We start from the raw sequence: 20,200 nt of genomic DNA, 5'->3' as shown, positions 1-20,200 counted from the left end.
GAAAGTCTCCTATAGGGGGCGAAAGGGAAGGGCGGATCTCAGGCGGCGCGACGCGCCGAGCCCGGTGCGCAGCCGGCGACGCTTTGCAGCCAGCCGAGCCCTTCCGTCGTGGTGGTGCGGGGCTTGTATTCGCAGCCGACGTAGCCGGCGTAGCCGAGCCGGTCGAGCAGCGCGAACAGGAACGCGTAGTTGATCTCGCCCGTACCCGGCTCGTTGCGGCCCGGATTGTCCGCGAGCTGGACGTGGCCGATCGATGCGAGGTTGCGTTCGATCGTCGCGGCCAGTTCGCCTTCCATGCGCTGCATGTGATAGATGTCGTACTGCAGGAACAGGTTGTCCGAGCCGACCGCGCGAATCACGTCGAGCCCTTCGGACGAGCGGTTCAGCGCGAAGCCCGGGATGTCGAAGCTGTTGCACGGCTCGACCAGCAGACGGATGCCTTCGCGCTTCAACGCATCGGCGGCGAAGCGCAGGTTGTCGACGATCGTGACGAACGTCTTGTCGCGCGCCGTGCTCGCCGACGGGATGCCGACGAGGCAGTTCAGCTGCGGCACCTTCAGCGCCTTCGCATACTCGATCGCACGGCCGACCCCTTCCTGGAACTCGCCGACGCGATCGGGCAGGCACGCGATGCCGCGTTCGCCCTGGTCCCAGTTGCCGGCAGGCAGGTTGTGCAGCACGAGGCGCAGGCGGTGCGTCTCGAGCCGCTCGGCGAGTTCCTCTTTCGCGTACGGGTACGGGAACAGGAACTCGACGGCGTCGAAGCCCGCGTCGGCGGCCGCCTTGAAGCGGTCGAGGAACGGCACTTCGTTGAACAGCATGGTCAGGTTTGCAGCAAACTTCGGCATGAGCTAAGCCTCTTCGGTCGGTCAGTCAAAAGATGTCGTGCGGATCAGTCGAGCATCGAGATCGCGGTCGGCGCGTGCTCGGCCTTCTCGGCGAGTTCCTCGAACTCGTTGATCGCGTCGATTTCGGTGCCCATCGAGATGTTCGTCACGCGCTCGAGGATCACTTCGACGACGACCGGCACGCTGAACTCTTCCGCGAGCGCCTGCGCCTGCTTCAGCGCCGGCTCGATCTCTTCGGGCTTGAATACGCGCAGCGCCTTGCAACCGAGGCCTTCGGCGACCGCCACGTGGTCGACGCCGTAGCCGTTCAGCTCCGGTGCGTTGACGTTGTCGAATGCGAGCTGCACGCAGTAGTCCATGTCGAACGCGCGCTGCGCCTGGCGGATCAGCCCGAGGTACGAGTTGTTCACGACGACGTGCACGTACGGCAGCTTGAATTGCGCGCCGGCGGCCAGCTCCTCGATCATGAACTGGAAGTCGTAGTCGCCGGACAGCGCGACGATCGGACGGCGCGGGTCGGCCGCGCGCACGCCGAGCGCGGCGGGGATCGTCCAGCCGAGCGGGCCGGCCTGGCCGCAGTTGATCCAGTTGCGTGCCTTGAACACGTGCAGGAACTGCGCGGCGGCGATCTGCGACAGGCCGATCGTGCTGACGTAGCACGTGTCGCGGCCGAACACCTTGTTCATCTCTTCGTACACGCGCTGCGGCTTGACCGGCACGTTGTCGAAGTGGGTCTTGCGCTGCAGCGTGCGCTTGCGTTCCTGGCACTCGGACACCCACGCGCTGCGATCCTTCAGCTTGCCCGCGGCCTTCCATTCCTGCGCGACGGCGACGAACAGCTCGAGCGCGGCCTTCGCGTCGGACACGATGCCGAGATCCGGGCCGAACACGCGGCCGATCTGGGTCGGCTCGATGTCGACGTGCACGAACTTGCGGCCCTTCGTGTAGACCTCGACGCTGCCCGTGTGGCGGTTCGCCCAGCGGTTGCCGATGCCGAGCACGAAGTCGGACGCAAGCATCGTCGCGTTGCCGTAGCGGTGCGACGTCTGCAGGCCGACCATGCCGGCCATCAGCGGGTGGTCGTCGGCAATCGCGCCCCACGACATCAGCGTCGGGATCACGGGCACGCCGATCGTTTCGGCGAACTGGACGAGCAGGTCTTCGGCCGCCGCGTTGAGCACGCCGCCGCCCGACACGATCAGCGGCTTGTCCGCGTCGTTGAGCATCGCGAGCGCCTTCTCGATCTGCGCGCGGGTCGCCGCGGGCTTGTAGACCGGCAGCGGTTCGTACGTGTCGATGTCGAATTCGATCTCGGCGAGCTGCACGTCGATCGGCAGGTCGACCAGCACCGGGCCCGGGCGGCCCGAGCGCATCAGGTGGAATGCCTGCTGGAACACGCGCGGCACGAGCGCCGGCTCGCGCACGGTGACGGCCCACTTGGTCACGGGCTTGGCGATCGACTCGATGTCGACGGCCTGGAAGTCTTCCTTGTACAGACGTGCGCGCGGCGCCTGGCCCGTGATCGCGAGGATCGGAATCGAGTCGGCCGATGCGGAGTAGAGGCCGGTGATCATGTCGGTGCCGGCGGGGCCCGACGTGCCGATGCACACGCCGATGTTGCCCGGTGCGGCGCGCGTGAAGCCTTCGGCCATGTGCGACGCGCCCTCGACGTGGCGGGCCAGTACGTGGCTGATGCCGCCCGACTTGCGCATCGCGGAATAGAACGGGTTGATTGCCGCGCCCGGCACGCCGAACGCGGTCTGGATGCCTTCCTTCTCGAGCACGAGTACGGCTGCGTCGACGGCTCTCATCTTGGCCATGAATGTCTCCTTGAATGTGCGGATCTTGCGAATCGGTCTGTTGGGAACACTTTAGGGATGCAGGAAAGGTTTGATAAGATCAGCCGAAGTCGCTTATTTCGAAACTAAAAGTATGGAATGACGGCCGGACGGGGTTTCCCGCCGGTGTCGGAGCCGGGACGGAGGCGGGAGATGGATCGTTTCAAGCAGATCGAGACGTTCGTGCGCGTTGCGGACGCGGGCAGCCTCGCGGCGGCCGCGCTCGAGGAGGGCGTGTCGCCGGTGGTGCTCGGGCGGCGCATCGACGCGCTGGAGAAGCGCCTCGGCGTGAAGCTGATGTACCGCTCGACGCGGCGGCTGGTGGTCAGCGAGGAGGGCGCCGCGTTCCTCGAGCGCTGCCGCGGGCTGTTGTCCGAATGGGATCAGGCCGAAAACGAACTGGCCGCCGGCCGCCGCGCGGTCAGCGGGCACCTGATCGTGTCGGCGCCGGCCGCGTTCGGCCGCAAGCACGTGGCGCCGCACGCGCCCGGTTTCCTCGCCGACAAGCCGGAAATGCAGCTGTCGTTCAATCTGACCGATCGCGTCGTCGATCTCGTGCGCGAAGGCTACGACCTGTCGATCCGGATCGGCGGCTCGGTCGACCCGAACTTCGTCGCGGTGAAGCTCGCGTCGAACCGGCGCGTCGTGTGCGGCACGCCCGAGTACTTCCGCCGCCACGGCCGGCCGAAGTCGCTCGACGACCTGCTCAAGCACAACTGTCTCGCCTTCAACCTGCAGGGCGGCCAGAATCGCGGCTGGTATTTCCAGCGCCACGGCAAGATCGTGACGATGCGGGTGACCGGCAATCTCGACTGCAACGACGGCGAGCTGCTGCACCGCTGGGTTGCCGAAAGCCTCGGGCTCGGCTGGCGCTCGACCTGGGAAATCGCCGCCCAGCTCGAAACGGGCGAACTCGAGACGGTGCTCGACGAATATGCGCTGCCCGACTACGACATCCTCGCGGTCTATCCGCAGCAGCGCTACGTGCCCGCGCGCGTGCGCTACTTCATCGACTACCTGCGCGAAGCGTATGCGCGTCCCGGTTACTGGAGCAGCACGCCGTGACGGACGCGGCAGGTTCCCGCATTTTTTTGCGCATCGTCGGCTTCCTGCGGGAATAAACTCGACGCAGCGGCGGTAAGGTCATCGAGTGCGCACGCTGCCGGTCTGTCCGGGCACCGGGCGCGGAACGGGCGCGGCTTCGGCCGCCGGGACCAGGGAGGCCACGTGGGGCAAGCCGGACAGGCGGTCGACGAACGGACGGAGAACGACGCGCTCGCGCGCGGCGAGCGGTTTCGCGCGCTCGTGCTGCCGCATCTCGACGCCGCGTACAACCTCGCGCGCTGGCTGAGCGGCAACGCGGGCGATGCCGACGACGTCGTCCAGGATGCGTGCATGCGCGCGCTGCGCTTCGTCGATTCGTGTCGCGGCGACAACGCGCGGCCGTGGCTGCTGACGATCGTGCGCCACACCTGGTACACCGAGTGGCGCCGCCGCACCCACGCGCACGAGGTGGCGCTGCCCGACACGCTCGACGACACGGACGCGCCCGACGACTGGCAGCCGGCGACCGAGGATCCGCTCGCGCGCCTGCTGCGCGGCGAGAACGTGCGGCTGGTGAACGCGGCGCTCGCGAAGCTGCCGCCCGAATATCGCGAGGTGCTGGTGCTGCGCGAGATGGAGGATTTGAGTTACCGCGAGATCGCGGCGATCGCCGACGTGCCCGTCGGCACCGTGATGTCGCGGCTTGCGCGCGGCCGGCGCAGGCTCGCCGCGCTGCTGGGCGACACGGCGGCGCCGGCGTCGACGTCCAAACCCGCGCCGGGAAGTGCGTCGGCAAGCGGAACCGCATCGGAGGCGATCGATGGACTGTAACGAAGCGCGAGCGTTGCTGGACGCGGACGTCGACCGCGAGCTGTCGGCGCCCGATGCATTGCGCGTCCAGCGGCATGTCGACGGGTGCGACGCGTGCCGCCGCGAACGCGAACGAATCGTCGCGCTGGGGCGGATCGTGCGGCAGGCCGACTATCACCGCGCGCCGGACGCGCTGCGGGCGAGCATCCTCGCGCAACTGCCGGCGGCCGGCGGTGCGGGGGAGCGCAGGCAGGCCCGTGCGGAAGCGGAACCCGACGTGGCGGCGCGGCCGCGACCTCGGCCGAACGGTCGGCGCTGGTTCTCATGGCCGACCGGGCGCGGCGATCCGGCTCGCCCGGCGTCTGCCGGGCCGGGGCCGCGTGCACCGGCGCTGCCGGGGCTCGGCTGGGGCGTGGCGCTCGTGGTCGCGCTGGCCGCGGCCGCCGGGATGGCGGTGTCCGCGCGCCACGCCGAAACCGGCCAGACGGTCGACGAACTGGTCGCGAGCCACGTGCGGGCCGGCCTGTCGGCGCGCGACATCGATGTGATCTCGACCGACCGGCACACGGTCAAGCCGTGGTTCAACGGCCGGCTCGACTATGCGCCACCGGTCGAGGACCTGTCGGCGAGCGGCTTCCCGCTGGCCGGCGGCCGGCTCGACTATGTGGGACGACGCCGCGTCGCGGTGCTCGTCTACCGATACCGGCAGCACGTGATCGACGTGTATGTGTGGCCGGCCGGCGTTGGGCGGCAGGCCGCGCCGTACGCGACCGTGTCGCAGGGTTACGCGCTCGACCGTTGGGATGCGGCCGGAATGACGTGGTGGGCCGTGACCGATGCGGAGCCGTCGGCGCTGGCCGCGTTCAGGACGGCGCTCGACGCACGGCTGGGCGGGCCGCGCAGCGAGTGACGGCAGCGCGTCGCCGGCCCGTCGTCCCGTGCGCGATGCTCCATCCCCGATTTCTGAACTGGCGCACCGACAGTCCTTTCAGCTGCCGGTGCCGTTCAAGTCTTTGAAAACATGGCCGAATCCGGTCGGAAATCGTCGATCGGTGTTGCATGCGCCCCGTATCCGGGTTAGAATCTTCGGCTTCTCACTTGCCACACCGGTTCAGACGCCCGGGTGGCTTCAATCCACAAGGAGTGTGTAATGCGTCATTACGAAATCGTATTCATCGTGCACCCCGATCAGAGCGAGCAAGTGCCCGCGATGATCGAGCGTTACAAGACCACGATCACGACGCACGGCGGCCAGATCCACCGTGTCGAAGACTGGGGCCGTCGCCAGCTGGCCTACATGATCGAGAAACTCGCGAAGGCTCACTACGTCTGCATGAACATCGAGTGCGACCAGACGACGCTCGACGAACTCGAACACGCGTTCAAGTTCAACGACGCCGTGCTGCGCCACCTCATCGTCAAGATGAAGAAGGCCGAAACCGGCCCGTCGCCGATGATGAAGGAAGTTCAGCGCGAAGAAGCCAAGAAGGCGGCTGCAGCTCAGCCGACCGAAGCGCAGGCTTAAGTTCGTCACTCATTAAGCCATCAAGGAGCGCGCCACTCACGTGAACAGGTTGCAATTGACGGCGAGCGTCGTCGAACGCGCACCGGTGCGATATACGCCGGCAGGTGTTCCGATCGCAAGCGCCACGTTGCATCACCGCACGGAAGTCGTCGAAGCAGGCATTCCCCGTCAGGTCGAAATGACGATCGAGGCGGTGGCGGCCGGTGAGGCGAGCGGCAAGCTGGAAAGTCGTGAAATGGGCGTCGAAACGCTGTTCACGGGCTTCCTGGCAAAGAAAAGCCGCAACGCGAGAACCTTGGTGTTTCACATCACTGCATTGCAGGACATAGGAAAGGACTGAAATCATGGCCCGCCCGACTGGTAAGAAATTCGACAAGCGTCGTCAGCAACAAAACCCGCTCTTCAAGCGCAAGAAGTTCTGCCGTTTCACGGCTGCCGGCGTCGAGCAGATCGACTACAAGGACACGGAAACGCTGAAGGACTTCATCGGCGAAAACGGCAAGATCACGCCGGCTCGTCTGACGGGTACGAAGGCGCACTATCAGCGTCAGCTGGATACGGCAATCAAGCGTGCGCGTTTCCTCGCGCTGCTGCCGTACACCGATCAGCACAAGGCGTAATCAGGCGACGCAATAAGGAGAATTCGAATGCAAATCATTCTGTTGGAAAAAGTCGCCAATCTGGGCAACCTGGGCGATATCGTCAAGGTCAAGGACGGTTACGCTCGCAACTTCCTGATCCCGAACCGCAAGGCTCGCCGTGCAACGAAGGAAGCGATCGCCGAATTCGAAGTTCGCCGCGCTGAACTCGAAAAGATCGCCGCTGAAAAGCTGGCGGCATCGCAGGCAGTCGGCGAGAAGCTGAACGGCCAGTCGTTCGAAATCACGCAAAAGTCGGGCGTCGACGGCCGTCTGTTCGGCTCGGTCACGAACGGCGACGTTGCGGAACTGCTGAAGAAGGCAGGTTTCGAAGTCGAGAAGCTGCAAGTTCGCATGCCGGAAGGCCCGCTGAAGATGATCGGCGAGCACGTCGTTCAGATCGCGCTGCATACGGACGTCGTCGTCGACGTCACGATCAACGTGATCGGCGACCACGCGTAAGCGTACGCAAGCTTGCCGGGCGGCTTCCGCCGTCCGGACAAGGGCAGGCGCCCGGGCAACCGGGGCCTGCCTTTTTTATTGCCCGATCGCCGTGGCGGTAGCGCTGCCGCGATCAATTCGCGATAATCCCAACCCATGAACGCGCCGCAAGATCCTCAAATCGAATCGCTGAAAGTCCCGCCGCATTCGGTCGAAGCCGAGCAGTCGGTGCTCGGCGGCCTGTTGCTCGACAACGCGGCATGGGACCGGATTGCCGACTTTTTATCGCAGGGCGACTTCTATCGCTACGACCACCGGATCATCTACGAGCACATCGGCCGGCTGATCGCGTCGACGCGCCCGGCCGACGTCGTGACCGTGTACGAAGCGTTGACCACGTCCGGCAAGGCCGACGACGTCGGCGGCCTCGCCTACCTGAACGCACTCGCGCAGAACACGCCGAGCGCCGCGAACATTCGCCGCTACGCGGAAATCGTACGGGACCGCGCGGTGCTGCGCAGGCTTGTGTCGGTTGCCGACGAAATCTCGGCCGACGCGTTCAATCCGCAGGGCAAGGAAGTCCGCCAATTGCTCGACGAGGCCGAATCGAAGGTGTTCTCGATCGCCGAGGAAGGCGCGCGCGGCAACCAGGGCTTCCTCGAGATCGGCCCGCTGCTCACGCAGGTCGTCGAGCGCATCGACACGCTGTATCACACCGCGAACCCGAGCGACGTCACGGGCACGCCGACGGGCTTCGTCGACCTCGACCGGATGACGTCCGGGATGCACGGCGGCGAATTGATCATCGTCGCGGGACGACCGTCGATGGGTAAGACTGCATTTTCGATGAACATCGGCGAATACGTCGCGGTCGAGTACGGGCTGCCGGTCGCGGTATTCTCGATGGAAATGCCGGGCACCCAGCTCGTGATGCGTATGCTCGGCTCGATCGGCCGGCTCGATCAGCATCGGATGCGTACCGGCCGGCTGACGGACGAGGACTGGCCGAAGCTGACGCACGCGGTGCAGAAGATGAGCGAGGCGCAGCTCTTCATCGACGAGACGGGCGGCCTGAACCCGATGGAATTGCGCTCGCGCGCGCGGCGTCTGGCACGCCAGTGCGGAAAGCTCGGCCTGATCATCGTCGATTACCTGCAGCTGATGTCGGGTTCGTCGCAGGGCGAGAACCGCGCGACCGAAATCTCGGAAATCTCGCGATCGCTGAAGAGTCTGGCCAAGGAACTGGACGTGCCGGTGATCGCGCTGTCGCAGCTGAACCGCGGGCTGGAGCAGCGTCCGAACAAGCGTCCGGTGATGTCCGATTTGCGTGAATCGGGCGCAATCGAACAGGATGCCGACGTGATCCTGTTCATCTATCGTGACGAGGTCTACAACCCGGACAGCCCGGACAAGGGTACGGCCGAAATCATCATCGGCAAGCAGCGTAACGGCCCGATCGGGCCCGTTCGGCTCACGTTCCTGGGTCAATACACGAAGTTCGACAATTTTGCGGGGGCGCAGAACTTCTACGGCGAATAACACTTCTTCGCCAGATGTAAACCCTTATTTCACCAAGCGTTGTATCCAATCCCGGCGCGCGCATATGCGCGCGTCGCGTCGCAACCGAAAACGGTACAATATCGCCCGTTTTCGTGACAGTCGTTTGACAATCTCTCAGGAATCCCATGTTCGGTCGATTCATGCCCACCGAGGGCAAGTTCTTTGAACTCTTCAACGCGCACGCGAAGCACATCGTTTCCGGTGGCCGCGAGCTCGAACTGCTGATCGACAATCTCGCCGACGCCGAGATTCACAAGCAAAACGTGCAGACCGCCGAGAAGGCCGCTGACAAGCTCACGCATGAAGCGATCGATCTGCTGCACAAGACCTTCATCACGCCGCTCGATCGCGACGAGATCCACAAGCTGATCACGACGATGGACGACATCCTCGACCTGATGGAAGACGTCGCGACGGCCGTGTCGCTGTATGACGTGCAGTCCGTCACGTCCGAGGCGAGCCAGCTCGCGCACATCGTCACGCAGTCGGCGCAGCACGTGCAGCAGGCCGTCGGATTGTTGTCCGACATGAAGCAGTCGGCGCAGATCCTCAAGCAGTGCGAGGAAATCGACCGCTGGGAGTCGGAGGCCGATCGCGTGCTGCGCGCGGCGATGTCGAAGCTCTTCCGCGAGGAAGACGACGTGAAGACGCTCATCAAGCTGAAGGCGATCTACGAACTGCTCGAGGAGATCACCGACAAGTGCGAGGACGTCGCGAACATCATCGAAGGCATCGTGCTGGAAAACGCCTGAGCGGACCACGATGCATTCGATACAACTCGCCCTATGGATGGTCGCGACGCTGGTGCTCGTCGCGCTCGTATTCGACTTCATGAACGGCTTCCACGACGCGGCGAACTCGATCGCCACCGTCGTGTCGACCGGGGTGCTGAAACCCCAGCAGGCCGTGGTGTTCGCGGCCGCGTTCAACGTCATCGCGTATTTCATCTTCCACCTGAAAGTCGCGCAGACGGTCGGTAAAGGCACGATCGATCCCGAAATCGTCGACCACTACGTCGTGTTCGGCGCGCTGGTCGGTGCGATCGGCTGGAACGTGATCACGTGGTATTACGGGATTCCGTCGAGCTCGTCGCATGCGCTGATCGGCGGCCTCGTTGGCTCCGCGCTCGCAAAATCGGGCTGGAGCTCGCTGAACATCGACGGCCTGATGAAGACCGTCGCGTTCATCTTCATCTCGCCGCTGCTCGGCTTCATCCTCGGCTCGCTATTCATGCTCGGCGTGTCGTGGCTGTATTTCCGTACCGCACCCAGCAAGGTCGATCGGCGCTTCCGCCGGTTCCAGCTGCTGTCGGCCGGCCTGTACAGCCTGGGCCATGGCGGCAACGATGCGCAGAAGACGATCGGCATCATCTGGATGCTGCTGATCGCGTCGGGTTATGCGTCGGCGACCTCCGATGCGCCGCCCGCGTGGGTGATCGGTGCGTGCTACCTGTCGATGGGTCTCGGCACGCTGTTCGGCGGCTGGCGCATCGTTCGCACGATGGGCCAGAAGATCACGAAGCTCAAGCCGGTCGGCGGTTTCTGTGCCGAGAGCGGCGGAGCGATCACGCTGTTCATCGCATCGTTCCTCGGCATTCCGGTGTCGACCACGCACACGATCACCGGTGCGATCGTCGGCGTCGGCGCGACGCAGAAGCTGTCGGCCGTGCGCTGGGGCGTTGCCGGCAACATCGTGTGGGCCTGGGTGCTGACGATTCCGGCGTCCGCGCTGATTGCCGCGGGCGGATGGTGGGTCGGACATCAGATCTTCTGATTCCAACGCTGCAGGACGACGCGACATGCGCCGCAAACCGAAAGGTTGCGGCGCATTTTCTTTGCTGGTCGGGAAAGGGGCCGCGAATGGCGAGGTTGCCGCCGGGATGGGCTGGTCAGTAACTGCCGTTCGCGAAGCGGGCGATCGGGTCATCCGTGGTGCCGGCGCGTGGGCCGAGCGGCGCGGATTGCGTCGACGCGCGCAGCACCTGAACGGGCTCGATGCCGCGCGGCGACGGCGCGGCGGCCGCGGGAGGCGGCTCCGCATCGAACGCGGCAGCCTGGGCAGCCGTCAATGCCGTGGTTGGAATCTGCGTGCCGATTTCCGTCGGGGCTGCATTCGCCGTCATCGCGGTCATGTCGCCATTCGCGGGCGCCGACTGCTGCGGGGCTGCCGGCATGCGCGCCGGCGGAGGCTCGTACGGATCGGCGGGCGCGGCGGCTGCCGGGGCAACGGCTGCGGTCGATACGACCGATGCCGCCTGCATGACCGGCGCCGGTGACGGGGCCGCGCCGGCTTGCGACGAAGCGTAGGCCGGCTGCCGCGGCGTGGCGGTTGCGACGACCGGCGCAGGTGTGGCCGCCGGTGCATCGCGTCGTGCCTCGTAGGTCGGCGCATCGAACGGCGTTGGCGTGCCGCGCGGCGGCGCGACACGGCGAATGCCGTCGAAGCGCTTGGCCCAGTATGGGTTCGTCAGGTAGTCGAGCCGCACGGTGCCGCCGGTCGACGGCGCATTCACGAAGCGCAGCTTGCCGACGTAGATGCCGACGTGCGAATGCGGGCGTCCGGTCGTATTGAAGAAGATCAGGTCGCCCGGCGCGACCTGGTCGGGGTCGATCGACACGCCACGGCTGCTCATGTCGGCGGTCGTGCGCGGCAGGTTCACGTCGGCCGCGCGGCCGATCACGTAGCGCACGAGCCCGCTGCAATCGAAGCCGCTTGTCGGCGTGTTGCCGCCCCAGCGGTACGGCACGCCGACGAGGCTCATCGCCTGGATCGAGATTTCTTCCTGACCGACGCTGTGATCGACGAATTTCGGGAAATTGGCGGGTGCAGGGAACGCGCGCGGCGTCGTGATCTTCATGCCGGAGGTGCGCGAAGCCGACTGCGGCGGCACGCTGGAGCAGGCCGCGAGCAGTGAAACGACGGCAACGGGAACCCAGATTCGAAGCATGACAAGGCGGACGAGCGTGAGGCGCTCGCGAATCGTATGACAACAGACAGACCCGATGGTAGACGTACCGACGGGGCTTAGGCAACCATTCCTGAGAATTTACTTGAAGTTTCGCGCGTAAGTGAGGCTGGTGCGTAACGAAGCGTGACGAATGCTTCCGACCCCAAAAATAAAAACGGCGCTCCGGAATCGGAGCGCCGCATGGCGTCGATTGACTGGCGAGCAGCCGGTCGCGCGTTACAGGATGTCCGACGCGTAGTCGGCGAGCCGCGAGCGTTCGCCGCGCGCGAGCGTCACGTGGCCGCTGTGGCCCCAGCCCTTGAAGCGGTCGACGACGTAGGTCAGGCCCGAGCTGCCTTCGGTCAGGTAAGGCGTGTCGATCTGCGCGATGTTGCCGAGGCACACGATCTTCGTGCCCGGACCCGCGCGCGTGACGAGCGTCTTCATCTGTTTCGGCGTGAGGTTCTGCGCTTCGTCGATGATCAGGTATTTGTCGACGAACGTGCGGCCGCGCATGAAGTTCATGCTCTTCACCTTCAGGCGCGAACGGATCAGCTCCTGCGTCGCCGCGCGGCCCCATTCGCCGGCTGCATCGTCGGTCTTCTGCAGCACTTCGAGGTTGTCGTCGAATGCGCCCATCCACGGCTGCATCTTCTCTTCCTCGGTGCCGGGCAGGAAACCGATGTCCTCGCCGACGGGGACGGTCGCGCGCGTCACGATGATCTCGTTGTAGCGCTTGTCGTCGAGCACTTGCGCGAGGCCGGCCGCGAGCGCGACGAGCGTCTTGCCGGTGCCGGCCTGGCCGAGCAGCGTGACGAAGTCGATCTCGGGGTTCATCAGCAGGTTCAGCGCGAAGTTCTGCTCGCGGTTGCGCGCGGTGATGCCCCACACGTTGTTCTTGTGGTGGCTGTAGTCGCGCAGCGTCTGCAGCAGCGCCGTCTTCCCGTTCAACTCGCGCACGATCGCATGGAACGTCGGCTCGCCGTTCTGCGGCTCGAGATAGACGAACTCGTTGACGAGCATCGACGCGACCAGCGGGCCCGTCACGCGGTAGTACGTAGTGCCCGTCTTCGTGTCCTGCCAGCTCTCCATGCCTTTCGCATGCTTGGTCCAGAAATCCTGCGGCAGCTCGCGCACGCCGGTATAGAGGAGGTCCTTGTCCTCGAGTACCTGGTCGTTGAAGTAGTCTTCCGCGGGCAGGCCGAGCGCATGCGCCTTGATCCGCATGTTGATGTCTTTCGACACCAGCACGACCTGGCGGTCCGGCCGATCGCGCTGCAGCGCGCGCACGACGCCCAGGATCTGATTGTCGGCCTTGCCTTCCGGCAGGCCTTCGACGGGCGGAATGTTGGTGAGCGTCGTCTGGAAGTACAGGCGGCCGAGCGCCTCGCGGCTGCCGAGGCGCGACAGCGGAATGCCGTTCGTGATCGGGCCCGCGTCGGCGACCAGTGCGTCGAGCGTGCGGCTCACCTGGCGCGCGTTGCGCGCGACTTCCGACATTCCTTTCTTGTGGTTGTCGAGTTCCTCGAGCGTCATCATCGGCAGATAGACGTCGTGTTCCTCGAAGCGGAAGAGGCTGCTCGGGTCGTGCATCAGCACGTTGGTGTCGAGCACGAACAGCTTCTGCAGTTCGGCTTCGGCCGGCTTGCGGCCGCGCGACTTCGTCGCGGCGCCGGTATCGCGTGCGGGCGCCGCGGCCGGTTTACCTGCGGCGGGCTTGTCGTGGCGTGCCTCGACCGGCGCGACGGGCGTGGCTTCGACCGGCGCCTGCATCGGCTGCAGCAGCGCCGCGGTCTGTTTGGTCTTGCGGCCGCGTGCCGATGTGCTCGCGGCTTCTTGCGCCGTCGACGCGACGGCGCGCAGCGGCGCGGCCGTGTTCGCGGCTTCGGTCATCGGTTGGGCCACGCTGGCCGGGCCATAGTCACCGGCTGTGGATGCGTCCCCTTCGGCGGATTTCTTCGCGGCTTTCGCGGGCCGCGCTTTCGCCTTGTATTCGTCGGGCGGCAGCAGGCTGCCGAGCTTGCTGGGGGGGGTAGGCAAAGGCATGGTGTCCCTCGGGAGGAATCGTGTCGCATGAAGTGCGCCGCTGATCGCATCCTGCGTGACGTGCACGCATGCAGTTTGCGCGCGGTGGCGCACAGGAATTTCGTTTAGCCGGTTCGCCTAAGTGTCGATCAGCTCCTTGACGGGGTGAGGGCCGGACCGAGGGCCGGCGCGCAGTCCATAAAAAAAGCCGCTGCCCCGTCGACAGGGGCATGCGGCTCGGCTGATACCGTCGTAATGCGCGTCAGGTGCCGGGAAGCAACGCAACGGGCACCGGTGCAGCTACGAGAAATATGGGGCGAACTGGCATTCATTGCGGCCCAATATAACGCGGCTCAAAGCGCTTGTACAGCACTTAGCACGTCGTCCACGTGGCCGGGCACCTTGATGCCGCGCCATGCGTGGCGAAGCACGCCATCGGCGTCGATCAGGAACGTCGAACGCTCGATTCCGCGTACTTCCTTGCCATACATTTTCTTCATCTTGATGACATCGAACAGCGCGCACAGCGCTTCGTCGGCATCGGAAATCAGCGGGAACGGCAGTTCGAGCTTTGCCTTGAAGTTGTCATGCGAGCGCAGGCTGTCGCGCGACACGCCGATGATTTCGGCACCGGCCTTCTTGAACTTCGGATAGAGATCGCGGAACTGCAGGCCCTCGGTGGTGCAGCCCGGCGTGTTGTCCTTCGGATAGAAATACAGGACGAGCTTCTTGCCCTTCAGGTCGGACAGCGAAATGTCGCCGCCCGTCGCCGGTGCGGTGAAATCGGGAACTTGACGGTCAACTTCGACGGACACGTGTTTCTCCTGTTGTTATGGAAAGGCGCCGCTCGGGCGGCGCGGTACGGCGGGACGTCGCGGCGGCGCGCCGCACGGGCGGGGCCGGCTGCACCGGCGCGCGAACTCAGTCGGGCTGGACGATCAGTTCGCCGGAGCGGCCGGGAATTTCGCCCCACGTGACAGGGTACGATGGCAACGAGTCGCGGTCCAGCGTCGCGTGGTAATCGCCCATCGTCGCAAACGTATGGCCCTGTGCACGCCACCCGGCGAGCAATTGCTCGAACACCGGCGCGAGCTTCTGGCCTTCCAGTTCCGCGTGCAGTGTGAAGACCTGGTCGTGCGGATTGGTCTGCGTGAACTTCAGGATATGCGCGGCGACGTTGTGCGTGTCGATGCCGTCGATGCCGAGCACTTCGTCGAGCGTCGGCAGCGTGGTCGGCATCTGCACGTGCGACAGCGTGCGGCCGCCGACGACCGGCAGGTACGGCGAATGGCCGCGACCGTCGGACGCGTAGCGCATTCCCCAGGCGTCGATCTGCTCGAAGGCCGCGTCGTTCATCTGCCAGCCGGCCGCGCCGTGCGTGACGGGCGGCGCGCCGAAGATGTCGACGAAGCGCGCGTGGCTCTTCTGCATTTCACGCGCGGTCCAGTCGCGATCGCGCACGCGCACGTTGTCCTGCCAGTACACGTGATCCCACGTGTGGATCCCGCATTCGAAGCCGGCCTCGTGGATCGCGCGCATGTCGGCGATCGCGCGGCGGCCGATGTCGGGGCCCGGCAGCAGCACGCCGTACATCAGCTGCTTCACGCCGTAATGCTCGACCACCGACGTGCGCGACACCTTCTTCAGGAAGCCCGGGCGGAACACGCGCCGCAGCGCCCAGCCCGTGTGATCGGGCCCGAGGCTGAAGAGGAAAGTCGCGCGCGCACTGAAGCGGTCGAAGATGCGGGCGAGGTTCGGCACGCCTTCGCGCGTGCCGCGCAGCGTGTCGACGTCGATCTTTAGGACGATACGAGCCAAGCGAGCGTCCCGTCAGTTCTGCTGCTCGACCAGCGCGCGCGCGTCGGCGACATGGCCGCGATACGCTTCGAAGATCTTGCGCAGCGCGTCGTCGAACGTCGATTGCGGCGCCCATGCGAGCTCCTGCATCGTGTTGTCGATCTTCGGCACGCGGTTCTGCACGTCCTGATAGCCGTTGCCGTAGTACGCGCCGGACGTCGTTTCGACGAGCTGCACCTGCTTCGCGGAGCTCGCGTATTCCGGGTATTCGGCGGCCAGTTCGAGCATCTTGTGCGCGAGCTCGCGAACCGAGAAGTTGTTCTTCGGATTCCCGATGTTGTAGATCTTGCCCGACGCGACGCCGTTCTTGTTCTCGATGATCTTCATCAGCGCGCTGATGCCGTCGTCGATATCGGTGAACGCGCGCTTCTGCGAGCCGCCGTCGACGAGGCTGATGTTCTCGCCGCGCACGATGTGGCCGAGGAACTGCGTGACGACGCGCGAGCTGCCTTCCTTCGGCGTGTAGATCGAGTCGAGGCCCGGGCCGATCCAGTTGAACGGACGGAACAGCGTGAAGTTCAGGCCTTCCATCCCGTAGCCCCAGATCACGCGGTCCATCAGCTGCTTCGAGCACGCGTAGATCCAGCGCGGCTTGTTGATCGGGCCGTAGGTGAGCGCCGATGCATCCGGGTCGAACTGCTCGTCCGAGCACATGCCGTAGACCTCGGAGGTCGACGGGAACACGAGGTGCTTGCCGTACTTGACCGCCGATCGCACGATCGGCAGGTTCGCCTCGAAGTCGAGCTCGAACACGCGCAGCGGCTGCTGGACGTAGGTCGCGGGCGTTGCGATCGCCACGAGCGGCAGGATCACGTCGCACTTCTTCACGTGATACTCGACCCACTCCTTGTTGATCGTGATGTCGCCCTCGAAGAAATGCATCCGCTCGTGATTGACGAGGTCGCCGAGCCGATCGGTCTGCATGTCCATGCCGAACACTTCCCAATCGGTGGTTTCAAGAATGCGCTTCGACAGGTGATGGCCGATGAAGCCGTTCACACCCAGGATCAGGACTTTTTTTGCTTTCATGAATGACGGGAAGAATGAATGAACTGCGCGAATTCCGCGGGCGTCACGACGGTTTCGCTACCGTCGCGCTGCTGCCACAGCTCGAGAATGGATAGGGCGCGGCTGTCGCCGCAGACGCCGAATAGCGCATTATCGCTTACGTGCAGGCCGGGCGGCAAATCCGCCGCGGCCGCGGCGAGCGCGCTGCCGGGCGCCGCGAGGCGCGCGCGGGCGATCACGAACCGCGTGCCGCCGACGTCGGTGAACGCGCCGGGATACGGTGGCGCGACCGCGCGAACCAGGTTGTAGACCTGCGCGGCCGGCTTCGACCAGTCGACGCGGCCGTCCTCCGGTTTGCGTCCGCCGTAATAGCTGCCGTTCGCGAGATCGTTCGGCAGATGCGGCGCATCGCCCGCGAGCAGCGCGGGCAGCACGCGCCAGAGCGTCTGCTCGGCGGCCACCGTCACCTTGTCGAACACCTGCGTGGCCGTATCGTCCGGCAGGATCGGCACTGCGGTCTGCCCGATGATCGCGCCGGCGTCGGGCTTCGCGGCCATCTCGTGCAGCGTCGCGCCGGTTTCCGTTTCGCCGTTCAGCACGGCCCAGTTGGTCGGTACCCGACCCCGGTACTTGGGCAGCAGCGAACCGTGCATGTTGTACGCGCCGCGTGGCGCGATCGCGAGCAGGTCCGCCGGCAGCATGTGGCGGTAGTAGAACGAGAAGATGAAGTCCGGCCGTGCGTCTGATACCGCGCGGCGCAGTGCCGGATCGGCGGGATCGGCCGGCGTGACCACCGGGATCCCGTGCTCGGCGGCAACCGATGCGACGCTGCCGAACCAGATGTTCTCGTTCGGGTTGTCCTCGTGTGTGACGACGAGCGCGACGTCGACGCCGCGCGCCAGCAGCACCTGCAGGCACCGCACGCCCACGTTGTGATACGCGAAGACGACGGCGCGCGGCTTCATTGCGACACCCCCGTGCGGTTCGTGCCGGCCGGCACAGCCGGCATGCCGTCGTGCTGTTCGAGCACGGCCTGAATCAGGTAGCGCGGCCGTGCGCGCACCTGCTGGTAGATGCGGCCGACGTATTCGCCGAGCAGGCCGAGCGCGAAGATGATCACGCCGAGCAGGAAGAACGTGATCGCGAACAGCGTGAACACGCCTTGCACTTCCGCGCCGACGATGAAACGGCGCACGAGCAGCAGCACGAACAGCGCGGCGGAGCCGAGCGACAGGATCACGCCGATGAACGACAGCCACTGCAGCGGCACGACCGAAAAGCCCGTCACGAGGTCGAAGTTCAGCCGGATCAGGCTGTACAGCGAGTATTTCGACTCGCCCGCGAAGCGTTCCTCGTGTGCGACCTCGATTTCGGTCGGGTTCTGCGCGAACGTATAGGCCAGCGCGGGGATGAACGTGTTGACTTCGCCGCACACGTTGATCGTGTCGATGATGCGGCGGCTGTACGCGCGCAGCATGCAGCCCTGGTCGGTCATCTTGATCCGCGTGATGCGCTCGCGCAACCGGTTCATCATCTGCGATGCCTTGCGCCGCCACAGGCTGTCCTGACGCTGCTTGCGGATCGAGCCGACGTAGTCGTAGCCCTCGCGCATCTTCGCGATCAGCTTGCCGATTTCCTCGGGCGGGTTTTGCAGGTCGGCGTCGAGCGTGATGACGATGTCGCCGCGCGACTGCGCGAAGCCGGCGAGGATCGCCATGTGCTGGCCGTAGTTGCCGTTGAGCAGCACGACGCGCGTCGTGTCGGGGCGTACGTGGAACTGGTCCGCCAGCATCGCGGCCGAGCGGTCGCGGCTGCCGTCGTTGATCAGGATCACTTCGTACGACGTGCCGAGTGCGTCGAGTGCCGGGTACAGCCGCGCGAACAGCGCGGCCAGGCCGTCTTCCTCGTTGTACACGGGGATGATGACCGATACCTCCGGGTTCGCGGCGCCCGGATGCCCGGCGCGTGCTTCAGGGTGATTCATGTACGCTTATTTTCCGTATTGTTCGCAAATCTGATTGACGGCGTCGGCCACGCGACGCACGTCGTCTTCCGTCATCTGCGTGAAGAGCGGCAGCGTGACGGTCGATGCGCCGTATCGTTCGGCGTGGGGGAACATGCCCTCCTTGAAGCCGCGTGCACGATACAGCGTGAAAAGATGGATGGCCGGGTAGTGCACGCCCGTGCCGATCCCGCGTTCCTTCATCTGCGCCATGAAATCGGCGCGCGAGATCGACAGTCGCTCGAGTGGCAGCGTGATCTGGAACATGTGCCAGTTGCTGTTCTCGAAATCGGCGACGGGCAGGCCGAGCCCGAGCTTCACGGCCGGGCCGCCGTCGAGCGCGGCGAAGTACGCGCGCACGAGAGCGCGACGCTGCGCGGTGAAGCGCTCGAGGTGGGGCAGCTGGCCGAGGCCGACGCGCGCGGCGACGTCGGTCAGGTTGTACTTCCCGCCGAGCACGTCGCAGTCCATCCCGTCAAAGCCGGTGCGCGTGATGCCTTGCAGCCGGTACTTCTGCGCGAGCGTCGCCTCGTCCCCGTTGTTCAGTACGAGCGCGCCGCCTTCGATCGTCGTCAGGTTCTTGTTCGCGTGGAAGCTGAACGACACGATGTCGCCGATCGCGCCGATGCGCTTGCCCTTCCAGGACGAGCCGAGCGCCTGTGCGGCGTCCTCGATCACACGCAGGTTGTGCGCGCGCGCGATCGCGTACAGGCGGTCCATGTCGACCGGCAGGCCGGCCAGGTAGACCGGGATGATCGCCTTCGTGCGCGGCGTGATCGCCTGCTCGAGCTTGTCGAGGTCGATGTTGCGCGTGACGGGGTCGATGTCGGCGAACACGGGCGTCGCGCCCGTCTCGAGGATCACGTTGCTGGTCGACACCCACGACGCCGGCGTCGTGATCACCTCGTCGCCGGGGCCGACGCCCGCGATGCGCAGGCCGATCTCCAGCGTGCAGGTGCCCGAATTGAACGCGCGGACCGGACGGCCGCCGCAATACTCGGACAGCGCGGCTTCGAATTTCTGGCTTTGCGGGCCGGTGGTAATCCAGCCCGAGCGCAGCACTTCGACGACACCCTGAATGGTTTCCTCGTCGATCTCGGGGCGGGTGAGCGGCAGGAACGGAGCGGTAGTCTGGCTCATGAAAGCTTGTGGCCTGTAATGGCTGGTAATAAAGGGGTCGGGCGATCGGGCCCGAAACCGGCATTAAACACCGGTTGCCGGTTTCGTACCGTGATTTTTTGTAGGCGGACGCTTAATGCCGGCCGGGCAGGGCGCGCTCAACTGCGCGCGAGCACGAGCACGCCAATCAGGATGATGCCGATGCCGATGAGCCGCTGGACCGACAGCACTTCGCCGAACAGGTACCAGGCGGCGAACGCGTTGACCACGTAGCCGAGCGACAACATCGGGTACGCGATCGACACGTCGACCCGCGACAGCCCGAGGATCCATACGACGACGCTCAGCACGTAGCAGCCGAGGCCGCCGATGATCGGCAACTGGGTCGCGATCTTCAGGCCGACCGGGATGATGTTCGCACGGCTGAATTCGAAGTGTCCAACGGCGTTGACGCCGGCTTTCAGCAGAAGTTGCGCACAGGCGTTGAGCATCACGCCGGTGATGATGCATACGAAGGAAACGGGATTCATGCGGCGGG

21 protein-coding genes and 1 pseudogene are annotated in these 20,200 nt (G+C 65.4%); 11 read left to right on the top strand and 11 right to left on the bottom strand.

The features are described from left to right. Positions 1–38: 38 nt before the first annotated feature. A complete protein-coding gene (gene hyi, locus WI26_RS08920; RefSeq protein WP_011657073.1) occupies positions 39–848 on the bottom strand; it encodes a hydroxypyruvate isomerase in 810 nt (269 codons plus the stop codon). Positions 849–892: 44 nt separating this feature from the next. Next, the gene (gene gcl / locus WI26_RS08915) at positions 893–2,668 is read right to left on the bottom strand and encodes a glyoxylate carboligase (RefSeq protein ID WP_059511179.1); all 1,776 of its coding nucleotides are present in this window, start codon (positions 2,666–2,668) and stop codon (positions 893–895) included. A gap of 171 nt (positions 2,669–2,839) precedes the next feature. Between gcl and WI26_RS08910 the strand changes: the two genes are divergently transcribed. The 10 genes from WI26_RS08910 (at position 2,840) to WI26_RS08865 (ending at position 10,477) form a co-directional block, all read left to right on the top strand. Next, a complete protein-coding gene (locus tag WI26_RS08910) occupies positions 2,840–3,751 on the top strand; it encodes a LysR family transcriptional regulator (protein WP_059449916.1) in 912 nt (303 codons plus the stop codon). Positions 3,752–3,913: 162 nt separating this feature from the next. Then, on the top strand, positions 3,914–4,561 hold the full coding sequence (locus WI26_RS08905) for an RNA polymerase sigma factor (protein ID WP_069225772.1): 648 nt from the start codon (positions 3,914–3,916) through the stop codon (positions 4,559–4,561). Beyond that, complete coding sequence (locus WI26_RS08900) at positions 4,551–5,450, top strand: anti-sigma factor family protein (RefSeq protein ID WP_069225771.1); 900 nt, start codon at positions 4,551–4,553, stop codon at positions 5,448–5,450. The genes WI26_RS08905 and WI26_RS08900 overlap by 11 nt, the downstream gene beginning before the upstream one ends. Positions 5,451–5,690: 240 nt before the next feature. Next, positions 5,691–6,065, top strand: a complete 375-nt coding sequence (gene rpsF / locus WI26_RS08895; RefSeq protein ID WP_006755436.1) for a 30S ribosomal protein S6 — start codon at positions 5,691–5,693, stop codon at positions 6,063–6,065. Positions 6,066–6,105: 40 nt separating this feature from the next. Next, positions 6,106–6,405: a primosomal replication protein N gene (gene priB / locus WI26_RS08890; RefSeq protein ID WP_006486250.1), complete on the top strand. Its 300-nt coding sequence runs from the start codon at positions 6,106–6,108 to the stop codon at positions 6,403–6,405. Positions 6,406–6,409: 4 nt separating this feature from the next. Beyond that, positions 6,410–6,685: a 30S ribosomal protein S18 gene (gene rpsR / locus WI26_RS08885; protein WP_004193360.1), complete on the top strand. Its 276-nt coding sequence runs from the start codon at positions 6,410–6,412 to the stop codon at positions 6,683–6,685. 27 nt (positions 6,686–6,712) lie between these two features. Continuing rightward, on the top strand, positions 6,713–7,165 hold the full coding sequence (rplI, locus tag WI26_RS08880; RefSeq protein WP_059449913.1) for a 50S ribosomal protein L9: 453 nt from the start codon (positions 6,713–6,715) through the stop codon (positions 7,163–7,165). 135 nt (positions 7,166–7,300) lie between these two features. Further along, positions 7,301–8,683 (top strand): replicative DNA helicase, encoded by a 1,383-nt coding sequence (locus WI26_RS08875; RefSeq protein WP_044847233.1) that lies wholly within the window; start codon positions 7,301–7,303, stop codon positions 8,681–8,683. Between the two features lie 146 nt (positions 8,684–8,829). Next, positions 8,830–9,456, top strand: coding sequence for a DUF47 domain-containing protein (locus WI26_RS08870; protein WP_044847234.1), 627 nt, complete (start codon positions 8,830–8,832; stop codon positions 9,454–9,456). A gap of 10 nt (positions 9,457–9,466) precedes the next feature. Further along, positions 9,467–10,477: an inorganic phosphate transporter gene (locus WI26_RS08865; RefSeq protein WP_059464363.1), complete on the top strand. Its 1,011-nt coding sequence runs from the start codon at positions 9,467–9,469 to the stop codon at positions 10,475–10,477. A 115-nt stretch (positions 10,478–10,592) separates the two neighbouring features. On the opposite strand, the gene WI26_RS08860 is transcribed toward WI26_RS08865, so the two are convergent. Next, entirely contained in the window at positions 10,593–11,651 is a 1,059-nt protein-coding gene (locus tag WI26_RS08860) for a C40 family peptidase (RefSeq protein WP_069225770.1), read from the bottom strand. Positions 11,652–11,888: 237 nt separating this feature from the next. Beyond that, entirely contained in the window at positions 11,889–13,697 is a 1,809-nt protein-coding gene (locus tag WI26_RS08855; RefSeq protein ID WP_069225769.1) for a PhoH family protein, read from the bottom strand. Here WI26_RS08855 and WI26_RS33315 point away from each other — a divergent pair. Then, positions 13,593–13,837, top strand: a pseudogene (locus WI26_RS33315) (hypothetical protein); the annotation flags it as partial. The gene WI26_RS08855 and the pseudogene WI26_RS33315 sit on opposite strands and share 105 nt — an antisense overlap. A 192-nt stretch (positions 13,838–14,029) precedes the next feature. On the opposite strand, the gene WI26_RS08850 reads toward WI26_RS33315, so the two are convergent. From WI26_RS08850 to WI26_RS08820, 7 genes are all read right to left on the bottom strand, one after another. Further along, positions 14,030–14,491 carry a peroxiredoxin gene (locus WI26_RS08850; RefSeq protein WP_059464366.1) on the bottom strand — a complete coding sequence of 154 codons (462 nt, stop codon included), beginning with the start codon at positions 14,489–14,491 and terminating at the stop codon, positions 14,030–14,032. 106 nt (positions 14,492–14,597) lie between these two features. Next, the gene (locus WI26_RS08845) at positions 14,598–15,494 is read right to left on the bottom strand and encodes a polysaccharide deacetylase family protein (RefSeq protein WP_059538091.1); all 897 of its coding nucleotides are present in this window, start codon (positions 15,492–15,494) and stop codon (positions 14,598–14,600) included. Positions 15,495–15,506: 12 nt separating this feature from the next. Beyond that, positions 15,507–16,562, bottom strand: coding sequence for a bifunctional UDP-4-keto-pentose/UDP-xylose synthase (locus WI26_RS08840; RefSeq protein WP_059464368.1), 1,056 nt, complete (start codon positions 16,560–16,562; stop codon positions 15,507–15,509). After that, the gene (locus WI26_RS08835; protein WP_059464369.1) at positions 16,559–17,506 is read right to left on the bottom strand and encodes a formyltransferase; all 948 of its coding nucleotides are present in this window, start codon (positions 17,504–17,506) and stop codon (positions 16,559–16,561) included. Before WI26_RS08835 ends, WI26_RS08840 begins: the two co-directional genes overlap by 4 nt. Then, positions 17,503–18,525 carry a glycosyltransferase gene (locus WI26_RS08830; protein ID WP_059464370.1) on the bottom strand — a complete coding sequence of 341 codons (1,023 nt, stop codon included), beginning with the start codon at positions 18,523–18,525 and terminating at the stop codon, positions 17,503–17,505. Before WI26_RS08830 ends, WI26_RS08835 begins: the two co-directional genes overlap by 4 nt. A 6-nt stretch (positions 18,526–18,531) precedes the next feature. Next, the gene (locus WI26_RS08825; protein ID WP_069225768.1) at positions 18,532–19,683 is read right to left on the bottom strand and encodes a DegT/DnrJ/EryC1/StrS family aminotransferase; all 1,152 of its coding nucleotides are present in this window, start codon (positions 19,681–19,683) and stop codon (positions 18,532–18,534) included. Between the two features lie 137 nt (positions 19,684–19,820). Continuing rightward, positions 19,821–20,192 (bottom strand): SMR family transporter, encoded by a 372-nt coding sequence (locus tag WI26_RS08820; protein WP_059464372.1) that lies wholly within the window; start codon positions 20,190–20,192, stop codon positions 19,821–19,823. Positions 20,193–20,200 lie beyond the last annotated feature (8 nt).

This window comes from Burkholderia diffusa, assembly GCF_001718315.1.
Taxonomy (GTDB): domain Bacteria; phylum Pseudomonadota; class Gammaproteobacteria; order Burkholderiales; family Burkholderiaceae; genus Burkholderia; species Burkholderia diffusa_B.
Note: the sequence above shows the minus strand (reverse complement) of the source record. Positions and strands in the feature narration are given on the sequence as shown.

Excerpts from the sequence above, each read along its gene's own strand:
- hyi (WP_011657073.1), bottom strand. The coding sequence starts at position 848 with ATGCCGAAGTTTGCTGCAAACCTGACCATGCTGTTCAACGAAGTGCCG.
- gcl (WP_059511179.1), bottom strand. The coding sequence starts at position 2,668 with ATGGCCAAGATGAGAGCCGTCGACGCAGCCGTACTCGTGCTCGAGAAG.
- WI26_RS08910 (WP_059449916.1), top strand. The coding sequence starts at position 2,840 with ATGGATCGTTTCAAGCAGATCGAGACGTTCGTGCGCGTTGCGGACGCG.
- WI26_RS08900 (WP_069225771.1), top strand. The coding sequence starts at position 4,551 with ATGGACTGTAACGAAGCGCGAGCGTTGCTGGACGCGGACGTCGACCGC.
- rpsF (WP_006755436.1), top strand. The coding sequence starts at position 5,691 with ATGCGTCATTACGAAATCGTATTCATCGTGCACCCCGATCAGAGCGAG.
- rpsR (WP_004193360.1), top strand. The coding sequence starts at position 6,410 with ATGGCCCGCCCGACTGGTAAGAAATTCGACAAGCGTCGTCAGCAACAA.
- rplI (WP_059449913.1), top strand. The coding sequence starts at position 6,713 with ATGCAAATCATTCTGTTGGAAAAAGTCGCCAATCTGGGCAACCTGGGC.
- WI26_RS08875 (WP_044847233.1), top strand. The coding sequence starts at position 7,301 with ATGAACGCGCCGCAAGATCCTCAAATCGAATCGCTGAAAGTCCCGCCG.
- WI26_RS08870 (WP_044847234.1), top strand. The coding sequence starts at position 8,830 with ATGTTCGGTCGATTCATGCCCACCGAGGGCAAGTTCTTTGAACTCTTC.
- WI26_RS08865 (WP_059464363.1), top strand. The coding sequence starts at position 9,467 with ATGCATTCGATACAACTCGCCCTATGGATGGTCGCGACGCTGGTGCTC.
- WI26_RS08860 (WP_069225770.1), bottom strand. The coding sequence starts at position 11,651 with ATGCTTCGAATCTGGGTTCCCGTTGCCGTCGTTTCACTGCTCGCGGCC.
- WI26_RS08855 (WP_069225769.1), bottom strand. The coding sequence starts at position 13,697 with ATGCCTTTGCCTACCCCCCCCAGCAAGCTCGGCAGCCTGCTGCCGCCC.
- WI26_RS08840 (WP_059464368.1), bottom strand. The coding sequence starts at position 16,562 with ATGAAAGCAAAAAAAGTCCTGATCCTGGGTGTGAACGGCTTCATCGGC.
- WI26_RS08835 (WP_059464369.1), bottom strand. The coding sequence starts at position 17,506 with ATGAAGCCGCGCGCCGTCGTCTTCGCGTATCACAACGTGGGCGTGCGG.
- WI26_RS08830 (WP_059464370.1), bottom strand. The coding sequence starts at position 18,525 with ATGAATCACCCTGAAGCACGCGCCGGGCATCCGGGCGCCGCGAACCCG.
- WI26_RS08825 (WP_069225768.1), bottom strand. The coding sequence starts at position 19,683 with ATGAGCCAGACTACCGCTCCGTTCCTGCCGCTCACCCGCCCCGAGATC.
- WI26_RS08820 (WP_059464372.1), bottom strand. The coding sequence starts at position 20,192 with ATGAATCCCGTTTCCTTCGTATGCATCATCACCGGCGTGATGCTCAAC.